The organism is Rhodococcus sp. 06-1474-1B (assembly GCF_002258885.1).
GTDB lineage: Bacteria > Actinomycetota > Actinomycetes > Mycobacteriales > Mycobacteriaceae > Rhodococcoides > Rhodococcoides fascians.
The window spans coordinates 469,419-493,259 of record NZ_NOYR01000021.1; the positions used below are offsets into that span (position 1 = coordinate 469,419).

Genomic DNA, 23,841 nt, shown 5'->3' on the forward strand with positions numbered 1-23,841 from the left:
GTGCAACGACGAGCTGTTCGTCGGGAATGTCGTCCGTCGTATCCGCAACGGGTCGAGAGTCGAGTTGAGTCACCGGAACCGCCGGGTCGGATGGGCAGCGATCATCGCTGGGTTGCCTTTCGAAGATTTCGTGCTGTGAGTACGCCGATCGGTCAAGCGTGCGTACAGATACAGATGTTCATCGGGCGTGCCTCCATCGGTCCTGGCGGTAGCACCCACACGCCGTAAGGGCGGGGTTGCTGCGACGTCATCGAGCCAAGGTCTCTCGGTCGCTCTGGATGGTGACAGGAACGTACAGAACAATCTATCGAAAAGTCAAGTGCACGTGCGCATTCGGTTACAATCACGATGATTTCAACCCTTGCCACCGGCGCAACCGCCCCCGGGTTGGATCTGTAGAGGGTCGACGAACTCCACCACCCTCGTGCGAGAATTCGACCCATGCACGTGCGGAAAGCCAGGATCGGTGACGATGGCTTTCGAAAAACGCCGCGCTATCAGCAGCTGAACGCAGCGAGTGTTGTCTTTCTCGGTTCGCTGGTCGTGATCGGCACATTCCGAATGGCCGAGACGTCCGATTCGATACGTCTGGCCGCTCACAGCGCCATTCTCGTGGCGGTCGCGGCCGCGATTGTCTACGGACTCAAGCGAACTGACCGGAAGCCGACGTTGCTGCTTCCCCGTATGACGCTTGTTCTGTTCGGTCTCGGCAGTCTCGTGTGTGTCGTCGCAGGCGACTATCTCCCTGCCGTGGTCGCCGCGATCCAGGCTGTGATCCTTCCGCTGTTCATGCTGGACGACCGAGTGAACGCCCTCTATCGGTACACCCCCGACGTGTCCTGAACCGCGGTCTCGAATCACCCTGATTTCAACCATTGCCTCGCGCCTTCGACGCGGCAAGGGTTTCTAGCGACAGCGTCGACGAAAGGACTGGGTCGCCACGATGCCGAACGAATCTGCCCCGTCGAAGAACACCGCAATTGCCATGATCGAACGCAGGATTTCCTCGTCCACCGCCGAATCCTGGGACTGGCAGCTCGACGCACTGTGCCGGGGTCAGGACTCCGAGATCTTCTTCTCCCCCTCGGGTGAGGGGCGAACGGCACGTCGCCAACGCGAGGATCTCGCCAAGCAGGTGTGCGCCGGCTGCGGAGTGCTCGACGCCTGCAAGCGGTTCGCGTTGGCAGCCAACGAACCGTTCGGAGTGTGGGGCGGCATGACGGCCCGCGAACGGCTGGTGCATCGGGCCAACTCGCGACGCGACCACGAGCGGCGGGCAAGTTAGGCCGCGACCAGAAGATGGTCCGCAGGTCGCCGGATGGTCCACAATGGAGGGGTGACCGATATCGAGAAGCCCCTGCCGTGGACGTACCTGATGGACATGGACGGAGTTCTGGTCCACGAGGATCACCTGATCCCCGGTGCCGACACGTTCCTCGCCGAGCTGCAGGCCAACGAGATCCCGTTCATCGTGTTGACGAACAACTCGATCCGCACCCCACGTGACCTGCGCGCACGTCTCGCATTCACCGGCTTGGACATTCCGGAGAAGTCGATCTGGACCTCTGCTCTCGCCACCGCCACCTTCCTCGGCAATCAGCGGCCCGGCGGCAGTGCGTATGTCGTCGGCGAGTCCGGTCTGACCACCGCGCTGCACGACATCGGTTACACCCTCACCGACTCCAGCCCCGACTACGTGGTGCTCGGGGAGACCCGAACGTACTCGTTCGAGGCCATCACCACCGCCATTCGTCTCGTCGAGAAGGGTTCACGCTTCATCGCCACCAACCCCGACGCGACCGGTCCGTCGCGCGAGGGTTCGCTGCCCGCGACCGGTTCGGTCGCCGCACTCATCACCAAGGCCACCGGCAAAGAGCCGTACTACGTGGGCAAGCCCAACGCGTTGATGATGCGTTCGGCTCTACGCGCCATCGGCGGGCACTCCGAGAACACTCTGATGATCGGCGACAGGATGGACACCGACGTGCTGTCCGGCCTCGAAGCCGGATTGCAGACCATTCTGGTGTTGACCGGCATTTCGACCGTGCAGTCCGTCGAGCAGTACCCGTACCGTCCGACGAAAGTGCTCGATTCCGTCGCAGACCTGGTGGGCCGCACACAGAGCCCGTTCTGATGAAGCTCCGATTCGTTCTGTCTCGGCAGGATCATCACGTCGTCGGCTTGGGAGTGCAGCAACAGTTTCCGGACGTCGCCGACGCAGTCGCGGCGGTACAGCAAGGCCGAAACGTCGTCGGGGTACTGCCTTTCGACATGTCCGACGCCACCGCGCTGATCGAGCCGGCGGAGTTCTACCGACGCGCCGGTGCGTGGGCGGTACCGGATGCTCAGCCGCCACTTCCGTCCGTCACCGTCGAACGCCAGATCCCCGAGCCGGACGTGCACGTCGAACGGGTACGCGAGGTCGTGCGGCGTGTGAAAGCCGGTGTCGCCGAGAAGATCGTGCTCGCACGAGCGATCGAATTGGCCGCAGAGTCGCCCATCGATCCGTCAGCGGTGTTGAGCGCGTTGGTGACTCGCGATCCGATGGGAAACGGATTTCTCGCAGACCTCTCGCCCACAGACGAGTCCGGCAGACATCTCGTCGGCGCAAGCCCCGAACTGCTGGTGCGCAAACGCGGCAACGTCGTCAGCTGCCATCCCTTCGCCGGGACGGCCGCACGCTCCACCGACCCCGACGAGGACGCGCGTATCTCGGCGGCACTGGCGGCCAGCGCGAAAGACCAGGCCGAGCATCGCTTCGTCGTCGACGAGATCAAGGCAGCACTGGCGCCGTTCTGCGAAACACTGGACGTACCCGCGACACCTCAGCTGAGCAGCACTCCGCAGCTGTGGCACCTGTCCACGCCGATCGTCGGTACGTTGGCCGACCCGTCGACGTCGGCCCTCGACCTCGCATTGGCGCTGCATCCCACCGCTGCCGTCGCCGGTGTTCCCCGCGCCGCCGCCATGAGAGCGATCACCGAGATCGAGGGATCCCGCGGCTTCTACGCCGGTGCGCTCGGATGGACCGACGGCAGCGGGGACGGTGAATGGATGGTCGCGATCCGGTGCATCGAACTCACCGCGGACGGCCTGTCCGGTACCGCCACAGCCGGCGGGGGCATCGTCGCCGACTCGGACCCCGACGCCGAGCTGGACGAAACCACGGCAAAGTTCAGAACGGTACTCAGCGTCTTCGAGAACTGACCCAGCTACTTCAGCGCCTGGTCCAGATCCCCGATCAGGTCCTCGGTGTCCTCGAGACCGATGGAGATCCGCACGACGCCATCGGTGATACCCACTGCGGCACGACCTTCCGGCCCCATCGCGCGGTGCGTGGTAGTGGCCGGGTGGGTGATGAGCGTCTTGGAATCGCCGAGGTTGTTCGAGATGTCCACGATCTTCAGGCCGTCGAGCAACTCGAAAGCACGCTGCTTGCCTGCGCCCTCGGGGGCATCGAGCTCGAACGTGACGACCGTGCCGCCGCCCGACATCTGCGACGTCGCCAGCTCGTACTGCGGATGTGACGGCAGGAACGGGTATTTGACCCACCGCACCGCCGAATGCCCTTCGAGGAATTCGGCGATCTGCAGCGCGGAGTTCACTGAATGCCGCACGCGCACCGGCATGGTCTCGAGTCCCTTGAGCAACGTCCACGCGTTGAACGGGCTCAGGGCAGGCCCGGTGTGCCGCATCAGCGTCTGCACCGGACCGTCGATGTACTCCTTCGATCCCAGGATCGCACCGCCGAGTACCCGGCCCTGACCGTCGATGTGCTTGGTGCCGGAATACACCACCACGTCGGCACCGAGTTCGAGACTGCGCTGCAGCAGAGGCGTCGCGAACACGTTGTCCAACACCACCGTTGCGCCGGCGGCGTGCGCCATCTCGGACACCCGCCTGACATCGACGAGCGACTGCATCGGATTGGACGGGGTCTCGAAGAACACCGCGGTCGTCGGCACCGACAGCGCCTGCTCCCACTGCTCGAGGTCCTCGCCGTCGACGAAGACGGTCTCGACGCCCCAGCGCGGCAGAATCTCGTTGCACACCACGAAACAGGAACCGAAAAGGCTACGCGCAGCGACCAAACGATCGCCGGCCTTCAACAGTGCGCCGAGCGCGGTGAACACTGCCGACATTCCACTCGACGTGCCGAAACACGCCTCGGCACCCTCGATCAGCCGCAACCGCTCCTCGAACATCTTGACCGTCGGGTTGCCGTAGCGCGAGTACACGAAATGATCGATGTCACCGGTGAACGCCTGCTCGGCGGCACCGGCACTCTCGTAGACGAAACCCGAAGTGAGATACAGCGCTTCGGCGTTCTCGTCGAAGCCCGATCGCATCAGACCGCCGCGAACTCCCAGCGTTCCCTGACCCACACCGTCGGGTAGCGGCTTCTGAAAACCCCCGCCTCTGGGAATGTTCGTCACGACTGCCTCCAGGGCAACCCGACCGCACGCCACCCCACGGCACCGCGGTGGCCGTCGGCATCGGTGGCACCTTCGAAACCGTCGAGCACGTTGTAGGACGGGCCGATTCCCGCAGCCGTGGCCGCCTCGGCGGCACCGATGGATCGCTGACCGGAGCGGCACAGGAACACCACCGGCCGATCGCCGTCCACGCCTGCGGCTTTCAGCTCGTCGACGAAGTCGGTGTTGCGAGCGCCGTCGGGGTAGCTCACCCACTCGATCAAGTGGGTCGGGCGATCGATGGCGGAGGTGTCGGGTACGCCGACGTACTGCCACTCGGCATGCGTGCGGACGTCGACGAGAACGGCATCGGGGTTGCTCTGCAACAACTCCCACGCCGCCTGCGGGGTTATGTCACCTGCGTAGGTCACTGGATCAGCCTTCCGTCACTTGCTGTTACGACACACATACCGAGATCAGACATTGCACACCAACCAGGTGTCGTTCACCCGCACGAACTTCCATTCGTCGTCGGATCGCGCTCCGGATTTCTCTTCCTTCAGCGGTACCGTGACGACGCCGCGGTCGCCGTTGACCTCGTACCCCGTGGGCACTCCGTCGATCGACGTCTCGCCGTTGCGTTCCACGTCGCCTGCGCGGTCGGTGCGGTACTGGGCGTCGTCGCCGGGAATCAGGCGCTCGACCTGATCGGCGCACGTGTTCGCACGCAGCAGATCCGCGTCGCCGGTGTTCTGTGCTTCGAGGAAACCGTCGACGGCGTCGGTGAGCAACTGCGCCTGCGTCACGTTGTCCTCCGCGGGGGCGAACTTGGACGCCGCGAAGATGCCGACGAGCAGCACGACGACGATGCCCGCGGCAATGATGAACGGCCACGCGGTGGGCGGACGCTGCTCACCGGAGTCGGCAGCCGCCTGAGATGCGTTGTTGCGCGCTTCCTCACGACTGTCGACCCACTGCTGCCTACGTTCACTCCACGACGCCATGTAGGCAATCTTCCTCGATCCGACGGGTTTGCGTTCAGCTGGGTCCTGCAGTGAGTGGGTCCTCGTAGTGAGTGGGGTCCTTCAGCGAGTGGGCCCGACGGGGATGTCGCCCTTCAGCGTGATGCGATGCATCTTGCGGTGCTCGGTGCCGTAATCGCGGTTGGCATAGTGCGAGGTGCTGCGGTTGTCCCACAGCACCAGATCTCCCAGACGCCAACGGTGGCGCACGATGTGCTCGGGCTTGGTGAGGTGCGCGTACAGCAGATCCAGGATTCCGCGGCTCTCCGCCTCCGAGACGCCCACGATGTGGGAGGTGAAACCCGGATTGACGAACAACCCCTTGCGGCCGGTTTCCGGATGCACCCGCACGACGGGATGTTCGACGGGGACCAGCGCGGTCACTTCCTTGCCGTCCCACACGTTGCCCTTACCGCCTCGCTTCTGCGCGAGGTAGTAGCCGAACTCCCGGTTGCCGTCGTGAATTGCGTTGAGTCCGTCGATCATTCGGCGAACCGGCGCGGACAGGGACTCGTAGGCGAGTTGACTGTCGGCCCAGTTGGTGTCGCCGCCGTGCGGCGGTAGTACGACGGGCCGCAGGATCGACCCCATCGGTGGGCGCTCCATGAACGTCACGTCGGTGTGCCAGACGTCGGCGAATCCGTTGTCCTGGCTGTCGAGGGCGTAGACCTCGGGGGCGACGTGGCCGCTGTCGTGCACGGGGTGACCGGCGGTGAGGTCACCGAGCCGGCGGCCGAACTCGATGTGGCCTGCGTCGTCGATCGACTGACCTCGCAGCACGAGAACCTTGTGCTCGACGAGTGCTCGGCGGACGGCGTGGATCTGCGCATCGGAGGCGGACGCGACATCGAGGCCGATGACTTCGGCACCGAAGCTCGGGCCGAACTTGTCGAGAGTGAGCGAAACTGTCTGTTCCAGAGTGGTCATGTGTCCTCGAATCCGAGAGACAGCGGTGCGCCTACTGGTCGCGGCACGGCCGTCGAGGGAGGGATCCCGTCCCGACGACGTCGGGGAACAGGGATTGGGCGTCGGGTCAGGTCACCGACAACACATGTTGGTGCAGGTGCGACAGAAGTCGACGGTGAACCGTCGGACCAGGTATGTCGTCTGCACGGGTCAATTCCTACCGGAACCCGGGGAATACGGCAAGTTGCCCACTGCCCCAGCTCAGGTTGTCCTTAATTTATGCTGGGGTGTCCGCACTTCCCTCGAAGAAGGTAGCTCGCTGCACATGACTGATCAGACTCGTCCACTCCGCGTCGCCATCGTCGGTGCCGGACCGGCAGGCATCTACGCCGCCGACGCGCTCATGAAGTCCGACCACAATGTCAGCGGACCGGGCGTGAGCATCGACCTCTTCGAGCGGATGCCGGCCCCGTTCGGGCTCATTCGCTACGGCGTCGCCCCTGACCACCCACGCATCAAGGGCATCATCACCGCCCTGCACAAGGTGCTCGACAAGCCTCAGGTTCGCCTGCTCGGCAACATCGACTACGGCACCGACATCAACCTCGACGACCTGCGTCGCTTCTACGACGCCGTCATTTTCTCCACCGGAGCCAACGCGGACCGCGCACTGAACATCCCCGGCATCGACCTCGACGGCAGCTACGGTGCCGCCGACTTCGTCTCCTGGTACGACGGCCACCCCGACGTGCCGCGCACCTGGCCCCTCGAAGCCGAGAAGGTCGCCGTCCTCGGCGTCGGCAACGTCGCCCTCGACGTCGCACGCGTCCTCGCCAAGACCGGCGACGAACTGCTCCCCACCGAAATCCCCGCCAACGTCTACGAAGGCCTCAAAGCCAACAAGGCCCTCGAGGTGCACGTCTTCGGACGTCGCGGCCCGGCTCAGGCCAAGTTCACCCCGCTCGAACTGCGCGAGCTCGACCACTCGCCCAACATCGAGGTCATCGTCGCCCCCGAGGACATCGACTACGACGAAGGCTCCGAGCAGGCTCGCCGCAGCTCCAAGCAGATCGACATGGTCGCCAACACCCTGCAGGACTGGGCCATCCGCGACGTCGGCGCTCGCCCGCACAAGCTGTTCCTGCACTTCTTCGAGTCCCCGCACGAGGTACTCGGCGAGGACGGCAAGGTCGTCGGTCTACGTACCGAACGCACCGAACTCGACGGCACCGGCAACGTCCGCGGCACCGGAAAGTACAACGACTGGGACGTCCAAGCCGTCTACCGCGCCGTCGGCTACCTCAGCCAGAACATCAGCCAGCTCCCGTTCGACGAGCAGGCAGGCACCATCCCCAACGAGGCCGGACGCGTCGTCGAATCGCCGCACTCCACCACGCCCGTTCCCGCCACGTACGTCACCGGCTGGATCAAGCGCGGACCCGTCGGCCTCATCGGCCATACCAAGGGCGACGCCAACGAAACAGTCGCGAACCTGCTCGAGGATGCACCCAGCTTCGCCGGTGCGGCCGAGCCGGACCTCGATGCCGTCACCTCGTTCCTCGAAGGCAAGCAGGTTCCGTTCACCACCTGGGACGGCTGGTACCGCCTCGACGCCCACGAACGCTCACTCGGTGAAGAAGAAGGCCGCGAGCGCGTCAAGGTCGTCGAGCGTGAGGACATGCTGAAGGCCTCCGAGCCCGACAAGGCATAGAGCGGCTGGCGCCGCATGTGAGTGGAAACGCGTAGCAGGCTACGAGTTTCCACTCACATGCGCGAAGCGCTCTACACCCGAACCGCCAGCAGCTTTCCCTCGGTTTCGATCTTGCGTTGATGCTCGTTGAAATCGGGTGCAGCGCAGACGAACAGCGTGCGGCCGTCGGATCCGCCGAGTCCGCATGCGAACACTCCGAGATCGAAGTCGAGCTGCTCGAGAACCTCTCCGCCCGGCGCGACGTGCAACACGCGCTGACCGAGTGCGTCGGCGATCCACATCGTGCCGTCGGTGTCGATGCAGCAGCCGTCGGCGGCCACCTTCACCTCACTCATGGCCGTTGCCATGTCCGTCGACGACGGCAGTTCACCGAACGTCGCCCAGTCACGCCGCTCCCCCAGCGATCCATCCTCGGCGATATCGAAGGCACTGACCCGGTTCCCGACCGTCTCGTCGACGAGCAGTTCACCGGAATCGGTGAACGCCATCCCGTTGGGGAAGTACAGGTCCGAGGCCACGACGTGCGCGGACCCGTCGGGATCGACGCGAATCAGATCTGCCGTCTCGACGGGCGCGAAGTTCATCAGATCGAACCCGAAATTGCCGATGTAGGCGCGTCCCTGCGCATCGACGAGCATGTCGTTGAGGTTCGCCTTCACGTACGTCGACAGATCGGCATGGACGGTCAGCGACCCGTCGTGCTCGCGTAGTAGCAGTTTGTAATCGCGCATCGAGACGATCAGCAGCCGCCCGTCGGGTAGCCAGCCCAGGCCCGACGGCTGATTGGGCACCTCGGCCTCGACTCGCACATCGGAACCGTCCTCGAGGGCGGATACGACGCGATGGCTGTAGAAGTCCGATACCCAGATTCTCCCGTCGTGCCAGCGGGGACATTCGAAATACGTGTATCCGTCGAGAACGACGGTGGTCTCCGGTTTCATGTTTCGCATTCAAACACCGAGCCAGGTCGCCGCGACGGCGAATCGGCGAGCTGGCATGCTGGGACCCGTGTTCGACGCCCACCTACACATCATCGACCCCAGATTTCCGCTGATCGAGAACCAGGGATACACGCCGGATCCGTACACCGTCTCGAACTATCTCTACGACGTCGACGGGCTCGGGATCACCGGCGGTGCCGTGGTCACCGCATCGTTCCAGGGCACCGATCAGAGCTATCTGCTGGCCGCACTGGAGACGCTCGGACGCGGCTGGGTGGGGGTGGCCCAGCTCGATCCGGAGTGCACGGACGAGGAGATCGTCGCCCTCGACGAGGCAGGCGTGCGGGCGATGCGATTCAACCTCAAACGCGGTGAAACCGACGTCGAGATGCTCACCACGCAGGCCCGACGCGTGCACGAACTGGTGGGGTGGCACGCCGAGCTGTACGTCGACGCGTCGTTGCTGCTTTCGCTCGAGCCGATCCTTGCGAAACTACCGGCGGTGAGCATCGACCATCTGGGACTGTCGACGCAGGGACTTCCCTATCTGCTGAACCTCGTCGACCGCGGAGTACGCGTCAAGGCAACAGGATTCGGCCGCGTGGACCTCGACATCGTCGACACCTTGCAGCAGATCCACCGCGTGAACCCGGAGGCACTGCTGTTCGGCACCGACCTGCCCGGCACACGAGCCCCACGGCCGTTCTCCGAGACCGACATCGACATCATCTCCGGGGCCGTCGGCGGCGACCTCCCCGCTGTGCTCGACGGTAATGCCCGGACTTGGTATCGGGTGCCTTAGATCAGTACCGCTCCCCCGAGCCAAACGGCCGAGGCGAGCAACGCGCCGAACAGCTCCACCAGGATGGACAGCCCGGCCGCCTTGGTGGCGTGCACGGTCGATCGCCAGGCCTCGGAATGGTTGCGGTGCCTGGGTAGTTCGGCCACGTAGACGCCGGCGATGAAACCGATGAACAGGCCCACCACGGGAATGACGAAGAAGCCGACGATGCCGAGCAGGCCGCCGACGATCAGCGACCGCATCGGCACGCCGGCCTCGCGCATCCGGCGGCCCGGCCAGGTGTACTTCACGACGCCGCTCAGAACCAGTAGCACCGCCGCGATGCCGAACACCGTCCACGCGGCCGTGCCGCCGGTAACCCACGCCCACACCGCAACAGCAGCGAAGATCAAGATGGTGCCCGGCAGAACGGGCACGACGATGCCGACGAGTCCGACCAGAATCACCAGGCCGACCAGTATTTCTCCGAGAGCGCTCATGGTGGTCAAGTGTGCACGCCGATCGCCGGTAAGTTGACGCCTGTGCCCCGAACCGCGACTTTCGAACGTCCCGTTTCCGGCGGCGACGCCCTGCTGTCCATCGGCAGCCTCCTCATCGGTGCCATCGCTGTGGTGGCCGCGGTCGTGCTTCTCGTCGGTGTGCTCAACCTGAATTGGGTACTCGGCTACGCCATTCCGCTGGCGACGGCGGTGTTCGCAGTTGCCTTGTGGCAGTCGCTGAGTCGCCGCGGCTGGACGTGGAAGGATCTGCAGCTCACGTCGGGTCCACGCTCACTGTGGCACCTGCTGTGGGAAGTACCCGTCGCGTGGATCGCCGCCATGGGCGTCGGCATTGCACTCGCCGGCGCTGTCGACATAGCTCCCGCCTCGGATGCCGGCGGAAGCGCGTCGACTCTCGATGCACTCGACGTGGGTGTGGTCGCCGGAACCCTCACCATCGTCTGCACTGTGCTGATCGCACCGGTACTCGAGGAAATTCTCTTCCGTCGGGTGATCTTCGGGTGGTTCGACACCCGAACACGATGGCAGATCGCGGTTCTCGGATCCGCGGTGTGCTTCGGGGCCGTCCACGTGCTGCCCGCCATCGCGCTGATCATGGTCTGCATAGGCTCTGCTGCGGCCCTGCTGGTTCGACTGCACCGATCGTTGATTCCGGGCATCGCACTGCACACGATGAACAACGCCCTTGCTACCGCGGCGGTGGTGGCCTCAATCTAGACGGTCGGTCGAACCTTGCCTGCTGCCTCGCGGGCCCGAGCCCGCGCAGTCTCGATGTCCGACGCCGTAGACACCGCAACACCCATTCGCCGCCGGACGAAGCTGGCGGGCTTGCCGAACAGCCGGAGATCGGTTTCGGGAACCGCGAGGGCATCGGCGACGCCTTCGAACGCGATTCCGTCCGCATCGACACCGCCGTAGATGACCGCCGACGCTCCCGGCGAGAGCAGTGTCGTGTCGATCGGCAGCCCGAGAACGGCGCGGGCGTGCAGCTCGAACTCCGAGAACCGTTGCGTACGAAGCGTTACCAGGCCGGTGTCGTGCGGCCGGGGGCTGACCTCGGAGAAATAGACGTTGTCGCCCTGCACGAACAGCTCCACGCCGAACAGTCCCCGACCACCGAGTGCCGTCGTGATTCTCTCGGCCACTTCGCGCGCCGACGCGAGTGCCGCGTCGGACATCGGTTGCGGCTGCCAGGATTCGATGTAGTCGCCCGACTCCTGCAGATGGCCGATAGGCTCACAGAACGACGTTCCGTCGGTCGCGCGCACGGTGAGAAGTGTTATCTCGTAATCGAAATCGACGAATCCCTCGACGATGACGCGGCCGAGGTCGACACGACCGCCCTTCAACGCGTAGTCCCACGCCGTCTCGACGTCGGCTTCGGTTCGTACCACCGACTGCCCCTTGCCGGACGAGGACATCACCGGCTTGATGACAGCGGGGAAGCCGATGTGGGACAACGCTTGTCGGACCTCGTCCAACGAATCGGCAAACGCGTACGGCGAGGTCGGCAGGCCGAGCTCCTCGGCCGCGAGCCGCCTGATTCCTTCGCGATTCATCGTCAATTGTGTTGCACGCGCGGTCGGAATGACCACCGAGCGTCCTTTGGCCTCCACCTCGGCGAGCGCATCGGTGGCAATGGCTTCGATCTCCGGGACGACGAAGTCCGGCTGCTGAGCGTCGATCAGCGCCAGCAGCTTTTCGGGATTGCTCATGTCGATCGTGTACGCGTGATGCGCCACCTGATGGCCCGGGGCGTTGTCGTAACGGTCGACGGCAATCACCTCGACACCGAGGCGCTGGAACGCAATGATGACCTCTTTGCCCAGCTCACCTGCTCCGAGGAGCATGACCCGGGTGGCACCGGGCGTGAGTGGAGTACCGATGCGGACGGGATCTGGGGCAGTCACAGCCTTATTATCCACACCCACATCACTTGGACGCCCTAGTACACGTTAGTCTCCATTCACTATCGCAGCTGACGAGTCGGAACGAGGCAACAAACGTGGCTAACACTGGTGGACCGCTAGCAGGGCTCCGCGTCGTCGAACTCGCCGGGATCGGGCCCGGTCCGCACGCAGCGCTACTGCTCGCCGACCTCGGCGCAGACGTCGTCCGCGTTCAACGCGCCGGACAGGTCTCTCCACACGACCACCAGCTGCGCAGCCGCACCATTGTCGAGGCGAACCTCAAGGATCCCGCCGACATCGAGAAGGTCCTCGGCCTGATCGAACGCGCCGACGTCCTCATCGAGGGCTTCCGCCCCGGCGTCACCGAACGACTCGGACTCGGGCCCGACGACGCCCTCGCCCGAAACCCGCGCCTGGTCTACGGCCGCATGACGGGCTGGGGGCAGGAAGGCCCCTGGGCACAGACCGCCGGCCACGACATCAACTACATCTCCGTCACCGGCGTCCTCAACGCCATCGGCCGCGACGGCGAACGACCGGTACCACCGATGAACATGGTCGGCGACTTCGGCGGCGGATCGATGTTCCTCGTCTTCGGCATCATGGCGGCGCTCTACGAACGACAGAATTCGGGACAGGGACAGGTCGTCGACGCAGCCATGGTCGACGGCACCGCGGCACTGTCGCACATGATCTGGGCCTGGCGAGGCGTCGGAGCATGGAGCGACGACCGCGGCGTCAACCTGCTCGACACGGGCGCGCCGTTCTACGACACGTACGAGACATCGGACGGCAAGTACATGGCGGTCGGGTCCCTCGAACCGCAGTTCTACGCCCAGCTCGTGACCGGCCTCGGTCTCGCCGATGCAGACCTACCGTCACAGATGGACAAGTCGCGCTGGCCGGAACTGCGCGAGACGTTCACCGCGACATTCCTGACCAAGACCCGCGACGAATGGGCCGCAATCTTCGACGGCACCGACGCCTGCGCCTCCCCCGTCCTCACCTTCGCCGAGGCTCCGAACCACCCACACATGAAGGACCGAGACTCGCTCATCGACATCGGTGGCGTGACGCAGCACCGTCCGGCACCGCGGTTCTCGCGCACCGAAAACGGAGTCCCGACGCCACCGCCCGCCACGGCGACCGACATCGCATCCGTCTGGGCGTAATTCTTTGCGCCGAACTCGAAGTTATGGACGCTTTACGGCTGATTTTCGTCCATAACTTCGAGCTCGCGGTCAGAACACCGCCGGTCAGAACACCAGGGCCGGCTGTTCGGATTCGACGCTCGGTGCCAAGGCTCGGTACGCCGCGGCAGTGGCCGCAACCGCAGCCCGAAGCTCCTGCGGCTCACGGGTGTACGGCAGCCGAAGGTAACGCTCGAACGCACCCTCGACCCCGAACCGTGGGCCCGCGGCCAACACTGCCCCGAACGCAGGCGCAGTAGCGGCGAGCGCACTCGACACCGGAGCGGGGAGCTGAAGCCACAGCGACATCCCGCCCTCCGAGCGCCGGTACTTCCACTCCGGAACATGTTCGGCCAGAGCATCTTCGAGCACATCTCGACGCTCGCGCAGCTGGGATCGACGGACCTCCAGAGCAGGTTCGGCATCCTGCAGCAGGAACGACGACGCCAGTTGATCGACGATCGACGTACCGAGGTCGTGTGCTGCTCGCGAGCCGGCGAGCTGCGACACGAGCGATGGATGCGCTCTGATCCATCCGATGCGCAGACCGCCCCAGAACGACTTCGACGCCGACCCGATCGTCACGATGTCCGATCCCGACACCCGCCCGAACGATGCGACCGGTGGCGGCGGTGGCGCGTCGAGCCACAGGTCCACCATGGTTTCGTCGACGATGAGCGTCATTCGGGTGTCTCGGGTGATGCGCGCGAGCTCGGCGCGCCCCTCCGCGTCGAGCACCTGCCCGGTGGGGTTGTGGAAGTCGGGAATCAAGTACGCCACCTTGGCGGCGGTTTGCCTTGCTGCACTGCGGATTCCGTCGAGATCCCAATCCCCTTCGACGGGACGGACCGGCACCGGCACCGGCCGGGCACCGACACGCCTGATGGCCTCGAGTGCATTGGGATACGTCGGGTGATCGATCAGGACGCGGTCACCGGGCGCAGTCAGCGTGCCCAGTAGCAACCGAACCGCTTGCTGCGCACCCGAAGTGACCATGATCTGATCGGCGGTGGTGGGCAACCCACGTTCGACGAAACGCTGCGCGATGGCCTCCCGCAACACAGCGAGTCCGATGGGCTCCATACCGTGAGTGGGCAGATACGTCGGAAGTGCTTGCAGCGCAGATTCGTACGCTGCTGTCATCGTTCCGTCGGCCGCCGACATGGCCGCATGGCTCATGTCCACCACCGGACCCGACGGTGACGTCGACTGAATCAACATTCCGTTCGGTGTCGGCGCGGCAGGCAACGCCACGGTGCTGCGCGATCCCTGTTTGCTGATGAGATAGCCCTCGTCGCGCAGCACCGAATACGACGAGGTGATCGTGGTGCGACTCAGGTCGAGAGCAGCCGACAGATCGCGTTCGCTTGGCAACCCGACACCCAACGGGATGCGGCCGTCGTGAATGAGCAGTCGAACTCCGTCCGCGAGAGCCCTGTACGTGGGACGGGAGGCCTTGCGCCTGCCGGATCCATCGGCCGACGCGTCGCCGCGCCAGCTTCCGAGATCTCGTGCCAGTGACGTTGCATTGAGCACTCTGGAGGCCATACAGCCCATATTCACCCACTGGCATCGAACTTTCAAGTCCATCGGGCGTTCGACTGGACTGCCTGTTGGCGTCCGGTGGATACTCGTCCCATGCCGAGCAGCACCCTCTTCGACACGGCCATCGGGCGATGCGGTCTTGCCTGGAGCGCGGACGGCGTGATTGCCGTGGCACTACCCGAGCCGTCGGACGAGGCGATGCTCGATTACCTGGCCGGCTTCGCCGCTGACCTAGGTCCGGTCGACGCTCTCGCCGAGGACGCGATCGATCGAATCGTGGCGCTCCTCGCCGGGCGCGACGTGGACATGAGCCCGATCCCGCTGGTGCTCCAGGTTTCGGCGTTCGACGCCTCGGTCTACACCGTGTGCAGTGCGATCCCCAGGGGCGCGACGCTGACGTACGGAGACATCGCGCGTCGCCTCGGGCTGCCGGGCGCGGCCCAGGCGGTGGGCGGGGCACTGGGCCGAAACCCGGTACCGATCATCGTTCCGTGTCATCGCGTGCTCGGCGCGGGCCGAGAGGTCGGTGGCTTCTCCGCTCCCGGCGGGGCGAATACGAAACAACGAATTCTCGGCATCGAAGGCGTCGCCGGATTCGACGAGCCGACGCTGTTCTAATTCATCGGTAATCGCTAAAGATACTTCTCGACCGAATATATAGATCCAAAACAGGACTGAAGTTGGCTTTGTCAGCCAGATATGCCGACCGAAGACATCGAGGCGTCGACAACGGAGACCGTCGCGGCGTCGGGACCCGGACTGACATCGGAATCCTCTTCTCGACCGCCGATGGTGAATGCGCCCGTATCCGGTAGCCAGCCGATCGCTCCGCGCTGGAACAGGTTGTAGCGTCCGGAACCGGTGGGCGTCGGGCGCTCGTTGCTGATCGGATAGCCAAGTGCGCCATAAGGTCCGCCGTGCGAGAGGTACCACTCCAGGATGGGTCCGTGTACTTCGTGCGCACCACCCTCGGGGAGGGCGAACACCATTGCGTGGGTGAACTCCAACATGCCGCCCCCTTGCGGACCGAGCATGAATTCTCCGGTCTGCGCCCCGATCCACGAGTGTTCGTAAGCAAACCGATCGAATTGGTAGCTGAAAACTTCCAAGCCATTGTAATTTTCAGTCATCGACCGGCCCTCCGTCGCTTTACTTGGCCTCGATTATCCACCCGATTCGTAGACGCGCACTTCGATTCGGAGATATATGTGACGTCTCCGCTATTGGAGAAGGGCGAGAATCTCGGCGGGGACCTCATCCGTCGCTGCTGGGTCGACCACCGTTCGAGACCACGCGCAGTCGACATCGACTCGCGCCTTCGGCCGGTCTACGTACACGCCGAACGAGGCGCGCCTCCTACGATCGCTCCAAATCGCGGGTAAGCAGGTCCTCCGCAATGGACCTCCGGTCATACGCGATCATCGAGACCTTGCTGTCGGGTCTGACCGACGGACCTTTCGCGCACATGCCCTCGGCATCATGAGGCGCGGACTCGGCGTAGGTACAGCGGAGCGATCAGCACCACCTGCAACCCGCCGCCGGAACCGTGGTAAGAGGCCGGCACACGAAGCCCAGCGGGATGACGTCGGTGGATCGGGGCTAAAGCAACGCGGCGATGTCCGACGGTAAGTCAGCGGTCGATTTCGTACTCGAAACAAACGTGCCATCACCTGACGGAGCCAACTGCACCGGAGCAGATTTCTCCGAGAGGATGTACAAGCTGCCGTTGGAGGACCACACTGCCCCTGTGCCGTAACGCTCACTCGACGACACTGGGTATTCGTACACGATCACCTCCGCGGGATCGGTTATTGCCAGCACACCTTGTGCGACACTCGCTGTGTACTCACCCGAGGATTTCGGCGAACCGGGTGAGACAAATGCGCTTGCTGGAGGGGCTGGCGGAAGCGCCGACGTCTCAGGGACGGCAGGTCCGGGCTCGACTGGTTCAGGGACAATCGGTGCGGGAACGACCGGTTCGGTGGGGACGGTCGGTGCCGACGTCGTCGTCATTGGTGGCACTTCCGTAGCTTTCGGAGGCGCAACCGTCGTGGTCGGTGTCGTGGTCGCTGTCGTGGTCGATGCCGCGATCTCGGGCGCGGTCGTGTTAGCCACCGAACTATCGATCGTCGGCGACGGTATCGGCACAGCTTGCCTGCTAGCCGACGCGGTGGCGCTGCCGTTGCAATTCACACCTAGAAAAGAGGTGATTGTCTGGGTCTGTTTCCCGGGCGAGACCCACTGCCCAGCAGTCGATCGAACGTCTGCATACGAAGTTCCGCCCAACAATGCCCCGAGAAGTCCGGAAGTCACCACCGCGGTGGCGCTACCGGTCTGCGGCACCGTGAAAGCCATCGGGGCCGTGGAAGTTGTACCTGCAGCATTCCGAACTACCACCTGAAACCCGGTGACCGGAGCCACGGGACGGCCGATGGTCAAAGTCACCGATCCTGCCAACGCCCCACCGCCCGAGCACACCAGTCCTGTCGGGTTGGGTAAGGTACCAGCTGCTAGCGGCCCCGGCCGAACAGTCGCAGTGTCCGATAGAGCAGCCTCAGTCACGTCAGGATGCGCATACCCCATTCCCAGAGCGGTCGCACCAGCAGCTACAAGTGCAATCCCGGTGGACAAGGAGTGCCTGCCGCTCGGCGTACGTGGCGCACTCGGCTCCGGACGCCATGCGACATACAATAAGAATGCTGCAAGTCCAGCGCCGAGCACCCAGGCGAACGGCGTGGTGGTCCACGTTGCTACATAGCCGCCAAAAGGCACATGCGCGAAAACTCGATCGGCTTCGGTAATTGCATAACTGTCGGCATCGACGTCCGCATTTGCGTCGCCTTTGAGGAGGACCGACACAGAGTTTCCGGTAGAACCCTGAATCTTGTTAACTCGGTGCGTAATACGCGATCCATCCGTACGGTTGATGCTCACGATATCGCCGACCGTCAGCGACGACGCCGGTACGGTACGCGCCAAGGCCAAAGATCCCGTATCAATCGCGGGGCTCATCGAGCCGGAACGGAATATCAGCGGTGTGATGCCGAAGAAGACAGCGCACACAGCGAAGACGAAGCAAATAACGCCTAAGAGCGCACCGATATTGAGCGCGGATTCCTTCATCATTTGTCTCGACTTGGCCATCAAGCCCCCGTCGCAGTAAAGAGAAGGCTGACGTTCCCCGTCGAGCTCTGCGCGCTAGCAGGGGCATCCGGCGACAGTCGCAGACTTACGCACAGAACTTGAACTCCGCTTGTGGCGGCCAGGGGTGCTGCCACAGGAGCAATCTGTAGATTCGCGGGCAAAGGAGCGAGTGATGGCGTGACTGCAGTGCCGTCAGTGCACGGCGCAGTCACACTTCCGTCCTTCCTGACAGTTACATCGAAAAATGCGCCGAGACCAGTCCCGGTAACAGCGACGGAGTACGAGAAATTTGTCGACCCGACGTTGCGGACAGTGAATGCCCCTGAGGTAATCGAACCGGGAAACAACCCGGTCAGCGGTGCAGACGCGTACGTCACCGGATCGTTCGAGTTGTTGATGGTTATGTCGACAGTTCCGGTTGTGAACTGACCTGACGTCGCAACCACAGTCGACGACCACGCGGCAAGAGTGCCCACGGCGCCGAGGCCCAGAACCATCCCGAGCGACAGAAGCGCACGAACGCGAGTACTGGACAGGACGTTGAACACCGGACGGAGAAAGCTCACGACTGCAGCTTTCGCCGCGACCGGTCGATCCCTGCGCTCGCAAACTGATAGAGCGCGAATGCAACCAAGCCGCCCGCAATCACGTATACGGCGGTCGTTCGGCGCTCACCGGTAATCCAATTATTCACGTACCCGAGGTACGGAATGCTGTACCAAACACTTCCGCGGATTTGCTCGGGCTTGACCGGGCTCTCATCAGGACGCGGATTATTGTCGCCCTGCGTTGTGTAAACCCGCCTGTTTTCTGCGTCGAAACCGACGGCGACGATCCTGTGCGTTATCACTTCGGGCAGTCCGGAGGCAATTTGGTATGTGACGGGTTCGCCGATGCCCATCGACTGCACGTCGCCCGGCTTGACGACGATCAAGGTTCCAGGTGGATACGTCGGTTCCATCGATGAGGTCAGAACTGTATATGCCTGCGATCCGCTGACCTTCGGCACAACCACGGCTGCAAGGAGGATCGCCACTACACAGAACAAGAGAAGCAAGGACATAACGTTGACGATCCACCAGCGGAGCCCGGTCTTCTCGCTGGTCTGCTCAGCGGTCGTCATTACTTCTGCACCTGCTCTCCAACAATGGTGAATTCATGTCGGTACGACGACGACACTGACGTCGAGGCGGACACCAACGTCGACCGCACACACAGCACCACTGCCTGATTGGCCTGAATGGTCTGCTCCAAGATCGGCGTTCCGACGGGGACGATTGCAGGCGACGACGTGCTCGCGGAAACGCTGACTACGGACGGGCCCGACGGCGCACTGGTCGTCGTGCAAGCAGCAACAGTCGTGCCGATCCGAACGTCTACGGCGACTTGCACCGGCGTGGCCGGTGCCACCGTAGCCGGCGTCAACCCAATCCTGCTCACTCTGAACCGCAGCGGGACGTTGCCACCGTTCCTCAACACCATCGCACCCTGGCCGAATTCACCGGGTGCAATCAAAGTTTTGGCGAGGTTGTCGAACTGGAAAACCTGGGAGGTCGTAGTCGAATCTCCACCCGCAAAGAGAGTCAACGTGCCCGCTTTGACCGACCCCGCGTTCATCGTCTCTTGGTCGCGCCACAGTGCGCCGGTAGTCTGCACTGACCCAAAGGCCAGGACAGCCACCGACGCAACCGCAATACCGAGCCACATTGTCTTGACTCTCGGTCTGAGTTTCGACACGAACCGAAATGACTACGGACGTGTCTGCTGAAGATTCAGCTTGAACGTCGACAAATTGATAGTGCCGTTCTGACCGACCTGATTGGCGGTTTCCCTATCGAAGGTGACCTTCGCCGACACCGTGATCGTCTGTCCGGCCTGAGCGGAGGTGATTGTGTTGGATCCGGTCGAGTTGGTAACCACGACCGGAGCATTGACAGCAGTCAATCCGGAAGTGCCGTCGTACCTCACTGCGGTCAGCGGATCAGCCGTCAACGTCGCGGTCAGATTGTTACCGGTGGCGGTGACTACGAATGTTGCGTCGTACTGCAGGATGTCGCCGGGTACCATACGGAAGCTGGCGATCGATGGGATCGGGGTGCCAGGCGCACCCGCCGAAATGTCTCTCCATCCCGTACTGGTACCGGGAGCGATGTCGAGAATACCTGCAGTCACGGTGCCACCGTCGACGGTTTCGCTATCACTCCAGAGCGCGTAGGACCCGGCACCGCCGAGCAGGAGCACGCCAGCGGCAGCGGCAGCGAGCGCGCCCTTGGTTGCCTTGTTCATTCGTTCTACTTTCTTCGGTGGCCACACGGGGCCGAGGGGGGTGATCCGATCGGATCGTCGGCCATCCGAAGAGGCCTCCGCAATTGGTGCGATGCTCATTGTTTCGCCACGTCTACGTGGCCTGTTACCCAAGTGAGAGTAAAAGTCCAGGAGTCTTTTCGGCCGCTCGTTTCGAACTCTGCGTTTACATGTCGCAATCATCTGTAAAGCAGAGCCTCATCCGGAATCGGTCGAATCGGACACCCGCCGACGGACGATTTCGGACCATTACCCATCCGAATAATTGTTTCCGGCCGGTATACGAGAGCGCAGTTTGTTTCATCGACACAGACGATCCTGGGTCTATAGGTCCGTACGGAGACAGCAAAAAGCCCCGAGGCAGAGTGCCTCGGGGCTTTTCGGTGACGGGTTCGGCTACCGCAGGATGTCTCGACGGACGATGGTTTCGTCGCGGCCCGGTCCCACACCGATGCACGACATGTACGCACCCGACAGTTCCTCGAGACGCAAGACGTAGTTCTGCGCGTTGATCGGCAGTTCCTCGAATGTCCGGGCACCGGAGATGTCCTCCCACCAACCGGGCATTTCTTCGTAGATCGGCTTCGCGTGGTGGAAACCGGTCTGCGTCATCGGCATTTCGTCGTGGCGGACGCCGTCGACGTCGTAGGCGACGCAGATGGGCACGGTGTCCAGGCTGGACAACACGTCGAGCTTGGTCAGGAAGTAGTCGGTGATGCCGTTGACGCGGGTGGCGTACCGAGCGATGACCGCGTCGAACCAGCCCGTACGTCGGGCGCGACCGGTGGTGACGCCCACCTCGCCGCCCTGCTTGGCCAGGTACTCACCGTGGTTGTCGAACAGCTCGGTCGGGAACGGACCGGATCCCACACGCGTCGTGTACGCCTTGAGGATGCCGAGCACCGTGGTGATCTTGTTCGGGCCGATGCCCGAGCCGACGGACGCGCCGCCTGCCGTCGGGTTCGACGACGTCACGTACGGATAGGTGCCGTGGTCGACGTCGAGCAACGTGCCCTGCGATCCCTCGAGCAGAATCGTGTCGCCGCGCTCGAGCGCGAGGTTGAGCTGCAGGCGCGTATCGGTGATGCGGTGCTTGAATCCTTCGGCCTGCTCGAGCACCTCGTCGACGACCTGCTGTGGATCCAACGCCCGGCGGTTGTAGATCTTCGAGAGCACCTGGTTCTTGAATTCCAGTGCGGCCTCGACCTTTTGGGTCAGGATCTTCTCGTCGAGCACATCCGCCGCACGCACACCCACGCGGGCGAGCTTGTCCTGGTAGCACGGGCCGATGCCGCGCCCGGTGGTGCCGATCTTCTTGGCTCCGAGGAACCGCTCGGTGACCTTGTCGATGGCCACGTGGTACGGCATGATCAGGTGCGCATCGGCGCTGAGCAGCAGATTCGACGTATCGACATCGCGCTTCTCGAGGCCGTCGAGCTCGGTGAGCAGCACACCCGGATCGACGACGACACCGTTACCGATGACGTTCTTGACGCCCGGCGTGAGAATTCCCGACGGGATCAGGTGCAGTGCGAACTTGTCTCCGTTGGGAAGAACGACGGTGTGGCCGGCGTTGTTGCCGCCTTGGTAGCGAACCACCCACTGAAGTCGTTCGCCGAACAGGTCGGTGGCTTTGCCTTTGCCTTCGTCGCCCCACTGGGCGCCGATCAGGACTATCGCCGGCATGTGCTCTCCTACGTTGCTTTCGTGCAAGGACGTGCTGCAGATGTACTCGAGCGAATGCAGCAGTCACCATTCGTCGCAGGCGCGACAGTGGCCGGGGGAACAGTCTAGCCGAGGCGGTGAGCTGGCCCGCATGCCGCTACGGTCGACGCCGAACGAGGGCACTATGGTCGTGACGAGGATTCATCGGAAGATCTAGGAGCGCCGTGACACCGTTCGTTCTGCAGTGCGGCAACCCGCTGCTGCCGATCACGCTGACCGACGTCCCACTGCGCAACGCCGACGCAGTACCGACCGACGACGACTGCAGCGCGATCTTCTCCGACATCGAATCCGCCCCCGAGCCACGCATCATCGTCCTGGGCGACGATGCGTCCCTCGCCGCGCTGCTGACGCGCCTGATGCGCACCGAACGGCTGCACGTCGAGGTCGCGTTCGTGCCGGAGAACGCAACCGACGCCGCGCACATCTACAAGCTGGGCACCGGGTCACGTGCCGCCAAGGTCGCCCTGACGGGTACGGCGTCGAGCACACCCCTCATCCGCGACGATGCAGGCAAGGCCGTCGTCGGGAGGGCACTGCTCGGCGGTGCCGACGGAACCGACCTCGAAGGCGAGGCGTACGTCGACGACACCCGGTTGTTCTCCGGCGTCGTGCCCGGAGTCGAGGTGGCTCCCACCGCGGACATGCCCGGCCTCCGCGCACGCGTCGTCGGCCGTCGCCGATTTCTGCCGCGCCGCTGGGTCAGCGGCCGCGCCATGCAACTCGGCTCCCCCGCCGCCGAACTGACGCGCGACGGAATCGCCGGCGGCAAGGCGGTGAAGCGGTCGACCTTCTACCGCCACCATCAGGAGTGGTTGCTGGTCCGATGACAGCCCCACTGGTCCGATGACCGTTCCGGTGCGGCGCAGTCCCGTACTGCCGAGCCCGATCTTCGTCGCGGTGCTCGCCGTCGCCGGAATCGGTGGTGCCCTTGCCTGGACGGCGGACGACGTCACGTCCGTCGCCGCGCGCATCGGAGTGTTCGTGCTCGTTCTCGCAGGGTGGATCGCGTCGGTGTGCCTGCACGAATTCGGCCACGCCTACACCGCGTTTCGAGCCGGTGATCGCGAAGTCGAGCTCCGCGGCTACCTGACCCTGAACCCGCTGAAGTACACCCACCCGTTGCTGTCCATCGTTCTCCCGGTGGTGTTCATCGCGATCGGTGGGATCGGCCTGCCGGGCGGTGCCGTCTACCTGCGCACCGGCCACCTCCCGGCGTCGACCCAGCGGCGCATCGCGCTGGCCGGCCCGTTCGCCAATGCCGTTCTCGCCGTTGTTCTTCTGACGGTCATCAAGCTGTTCGGTACCGACGGCACCAACGCCGCCTTCTGGTACGGGCTCAGCTTTCTGGCGTTTCTGCAGATCATGGCTACGATCCTCAACCTGATCCCGGTGCCCGGACTCGACGGATACGCAGCCCTCGAACCCTCGCTCTCACCCACCACCCGAGCGTCGCTGAACCAGTTCAAGGGATACGGAATCCTCGTCCTCGTTGCTCTGCTCTTCGTGCCGGCCGTCAACGCCGTCTTCTTCGGAGCGATCTACACCCTGTTCGGATTGTCGGGGGTCCCCGAGTTCTTCGCCGGCAACGGCAACTACCTGATGCGATTCTGGATCTGACAGGTCCAGCGGGAAAGAGTGCACGATATCGAGCGCGATCGGCGGGATTCCGTCTGTTCGGGCAGGTTCCGTGCATTCTTTCCCAACACTGTCGGTGGCGGATCGC

Annotated in this window: 25 protein-coding genes and 1 riboswitch; of the genes, 12 read left to right on the top strand and 13 right to left on the bottom strand. The window is 63.8% G+C overall.

Annotation, left to right across the window (positions count from 1 at the left end):
• Positions 1-190 precede the first annotated feature (190 nt).
• A riboswitch (SAM riboswitch) is annotated at positions 191-285 on the bottom strand.
• Positions 286-441: 156 nt separating this feature from the next.
• The 4 genes from CH266_RS09230 (at position 442) to CH266_RS09245 (ending at position 3,207) form a co-directional block, all read left to right on the top strand.
• Positions 442-843: a hypothetical protein gene (locus CH266_RS09230; protein WP_094715139.1), complete on the top strand. Its 402-nt coding sequence runs from the start codon at positions 442-444 to the stop codon at positions 841-843.
• Positions 844-943: 100 nt separating this feature from the next.
• Positions 944-1,285, top strand: a complete 342-nt coding sequence (locus tag CH266_RS09235; RefSeq protein ID WP_441347043.1) for a WhiB family transcriptional regulator — start codon at positions 944-946, stop codon at positions 1,283-1,285.
• Between the two features lie 33 nt (positions 1,286-1,318).
• Entirely contained in the window at positions 1,319-2,134 is an 816-nt protein-coding gene (locus CH266_RS09240; protein WP_094715140.1) for an HAD-IIA family hydrolase, read from the top strand.
• Positions 2,134-3,207: an isochorismate synthase gene (locus CH266_RS09245; RefSeq protein ID WP_094715141.1), complete on the top strand. Its 1,074-nt coding sequence runs from the start codon at positions 2,134-2,136 to the stop codon at positions 3,205-3,207. Before CH266_RS09240 ends, CH266_RS09245 begins: the two co-directional genes overlap by 1 nt.
• A 5-nt stretch (positions 3,208-3,212) precedes the next feature.
• Here the strand turns inward: CH266_RS09245 and CH266_RS09250 are convergent, their stop codons facing one another.
• The 4 genes from CH266_RS09250 to CH266_RS09265 all read right to left on the bottom strand — a co-directional run bounded on the left by CH266_RS09250 (position 3,213) and on the right by CH266_RS09265 (position 6,364).
• Entirely contained in the window at positions 3,213-4,436 is a 1,224-nt protein-coding gene (locus tag CH266_RS09250; RefSeq protein ID WP_094715245.1) for an O-succinylhomoserine sulfhydrylase, read from the bottom strand.
• Positions 4,433-4,846 (bottom strand): rhodanese-like domain-containing protein, encoded by a 414-nt coding sequence (locus CH266_RS09255; protein ID WP_094651939.1) that lies wholly within the window; start codon positions 4,844-4,846, stop codon positions 4,433-4,435. The genes CH266_RS09250 and CH266_RS09255 overlap by 4 nt, the downstream gene beginning before the upstream one ends.
• Before the next feature lie 45 nt (positions 4,847-4,891).
• Positions 4,892-5,419 carry an Rv0361 family membrane protein gene (locus tag CH266_RS09260; RefSeq protein WP_032364956.1) on the bottom strand — a complete coding sequence of 176 codons (528 nt, stop codon included), beginning with the start codon at positions 5,417-5,419 and terminating at the stop codon, positions 4,892-4,894.
• Positions 5,420-5,500: 81 nt separating this feature from the next.
• Positions 5,501-6,364 (bottom strand): TauD/TfdA dioxygenase family protein, encoded by an 864-nt coding sequence (locus tag CH266_RS09265; protein WP_027494280.1) that lies wholly within the window; start codon positions 6,362-6,364, stop codon positions 5,501-5,503.
• A gap of 304 nt (positions 6,365-6,668) precedes the next feature.
• On the opposite strand from CH266_RS09265, the gene CH266_RS09270 reads away from it, so the two are divergent.
• A complete protein-coding gene (locus tag CH266_RS09270) occupies positions 6,669-8,054 on the top strand; it encodes an FAD-dependent oxidoreductase (RefSeq protein WP_032364954.1) in 1,386 nt (461 codons plus the stop codon).
• A 71-nt stretch (positions 8,055-8,125) separates the two neighbouring features.
• On the opposite strand, the gene CH266_RS09275 is transcribed toward CH266_RS09270, so the two are convergent.
• On the bottom strand, positions 8,126-8,995 hold the full coding sequence (locus tag CH266_RS09275) for an SMP-30/gluconolactonase/LRE family protein (protein ID WP_027494282.1): 870 nt from the start codon (positions 8,993-8,995) through the stop codon (positions 8,126-8,128).
• A gap of 55 nt (positions 8,996-9,050) precedes the next feature.
• Between CH266_RS09275 and CH266_RS09280 the strand changes: the two genes are divergently transcribed.
• Entirely contained in the window at positions 9,051-9,797 is a 747-nt protein-coding gene (locus tag CH266_RS09280; protein ID WP_032406542.1) for an amidohydrolase family protein, read from the top strand.
• On the opposite strand, the gene CH266_RS09285 is transcribed toward CH266_RS09280, so the two are convergent.
• Positions 9,794-10,276, bottom strand: coding sequence for a DUF456 domain-containing protein (locus tag CH266_RS09285; protein WP_032406543.1), 483 nt, complete (start codon positions 10,274-10,276; stop codon positions 9,794-9,796). The two genes, CH266_RS09280 and CH266_RS09285, sit on opposite strands and share 4 nt — an antisense overlap.
• A 42-nt stretch (positions 10,277-10,318) precedes the next feature.
• Between CH266_RS09285 and CH266_RS09290 the strand changes: the two genes are divergently transcribed.
• Complete coding sequence (locus CH266_RS09290) at positions 10,319-11,014, top strand: CPBP family intramembrane glutamic endopeptidase (protein WP_094735995.1); 696 nt, start codon at positions 10,319-10,321, stop codon at positions 11,012-11,014.
• On the opposite strand, the gene purT is transcribed toward CH266_RS09290, so the two are convergent.
• A complete protein-coding gene (gene purT / locus CH266_RS09295; protein WP_094715143.1) occupies positions 11,011-12,207 on the bottom strand; it encodes a formate-dependent phosphoribosylglycinamide formyltransferase in 1,197 nt (398 codons plus the stop codon). The two genes, CH266_RS09290 and purT, sit on opposite strands and share 4 nt — an antisense overlap.
• Positions 12,208-12,302: 95 nt before the next feature.
• Here purT and CH266_RS09300 point away from each other — a divergent pair, with 95 nt between their 5' ends.
• Positions 12,303-13,379 carry a CaiB/BaiF CoA transferase family protein gene (locus CH266_RS09300; protein WP_094715144.1) on the top strand — a complete coding sequence of 359 codons (1,077 nt, stop codon included), beginning with the start codon at positions 12,303-12,305 and terminating at the stop codon, positions 13,377-13,379.
• Positions 13,380-13,463: 84 nt separating this feature from the next.
• On the opposite strand, the gene yczR is transcribed toward CH266_RS09300, so the two are convergent.
• Positions 13,464-14,945 (bottom strand): MocR-like transcription factor YczR, encoded by a 1,482-nt coding sequence (yczR, locus tag CH266_RS09305; protein WP_027494287.1) that lies wholly within the window; start codon positions 14,943-14,945, stop codon positions 13,464-13,466.
• A 90-nt stretch (positions 14,946-15,035) separates the two neighbouring features.
• Here yczR and CH266_RS09310 point away from each other — a divergent pair, with 90 nt between their 5' ends.
• Positions 15,036-15,560, top strand: coding sequence for a methylated-DNA--[protein]-cysteine S-methyltransferase (locus tag CH266_RS09310; protein ID WP_094715246.1), 525 nt, complete (start codon positions 15,036-15,038; stop codon positions 15,558-15,560).
• 71 nt (positions 15,561-15,631) lie between these two features.
• On the opposite strand, the gene CH266_RS09315 is transcribed toward CH266_RS09310, so the two are convergent.
• Complete coding sequence (locus CH266_RS09315) at positions 15,632-16,072, bottom strand: LGFP repeat-containing protein (protein ID WP_027494289.1); 441 nt, start codon at positions 16,070-16,072, stop codon at positions 15,632-15,634.
• A gap of 469 nt (positions 16,073-16,541) precedes the next feature.
• On the bottom strand, positions 16,542-18,086 hold the full coding sequence (locus CH266_RS25835; protein WP_230593049.1) for a signal peptidase I: 1,545 nt from the start codon (positions 18,084-18,086) through the stop codon (positions 16,542-16,544).
• 177 nt (positions 18,087-18,263) lie between these two features.
• Here CH266_RS25835 and CH266_RS25840 point away from each other — a divergent pair, with 177 nt between their 5' ends.
• Complete coding sequence (locus CH266_RS25840; RefSeq protein ID WP_230593050.1) at positions 18,264-18,515, top strand: hypothetical protein; 252 nt, start codon at positions 18,264-18,266, stop codon at positions 18,513-18,515.
• 133 nt (positions 18,516-18,648) lie between these two features.
• On the opposite strand, the gene CH266_RS09330 is transcribed toward CH266_RS25840, so the two are convergent.
• From CH266_RS09330 to CH266_RS09345, 3 genes are all read right to left on the bottom strand, one after another.
• Entirely contained in the window at positions 18,649-19,209 is a 561-nt protein-coding gene (locus CH266_RS09330) for a signal peptidase I (RefSeq protein ID WP_032371489.1), read from the bottom strand.
• Between the two features lie 626 nt (positions 19,210-19,835).
• Complete coding sequence (locus CH266_RS09340) at positions 19,836-20,372, bottom strand: alternate-type signal peptide domain-containing protein (protein ID WP_032371491.1); 537 nt, start codon at positions 20,370-20,372, stop codon at positions 19,836-19,838.
• A 414-nt stretch (positions 20,373-20,786) separates the two neighbouring features.
• Complete coding sequence (locus CH266_RS09345) at positions 20,787-22,076, bottom strand: adenylosuccinate synthase (RefSeq protein WP_027494295.1); 1,290 nt, start codon at positions 22,074-22,076, stop codon at positions 20,787-20,789.
• A 203-nt stretch (positions 22,077-22,279) separates the two neighbouring features.
• On the opposite strand from CH266_RS09345, the gene CH266_RS09350 reads away from it, so the two are divergent.
• Positions 22,280-22,945 carry a hypothetical protein gene (locus CH266_RS09350; RefSeq protein WP_027494296.1) on the top strand — a complete coding sequence of 222 codons (666 nt, stop codon included), beginning with the start codon at positions 22,280-22,282 and terminating at the stop codon, positions 22,943-22,945.
• 16 nt (positions 22,946-22,961) lie between these two features.
• Positions 22,962-23,735: a site-2 protease family protein gene (locus CH266_RS09355; protein ID WP_094715146.1), complete on the top strand. Its 774-nt coding sequence runs from the start codon at positions 22,962-22,964 to the stop codon at positions 23,733-23,735.
• Positions 23,736-23,841 lie beyond the last annotated feature (106 nt).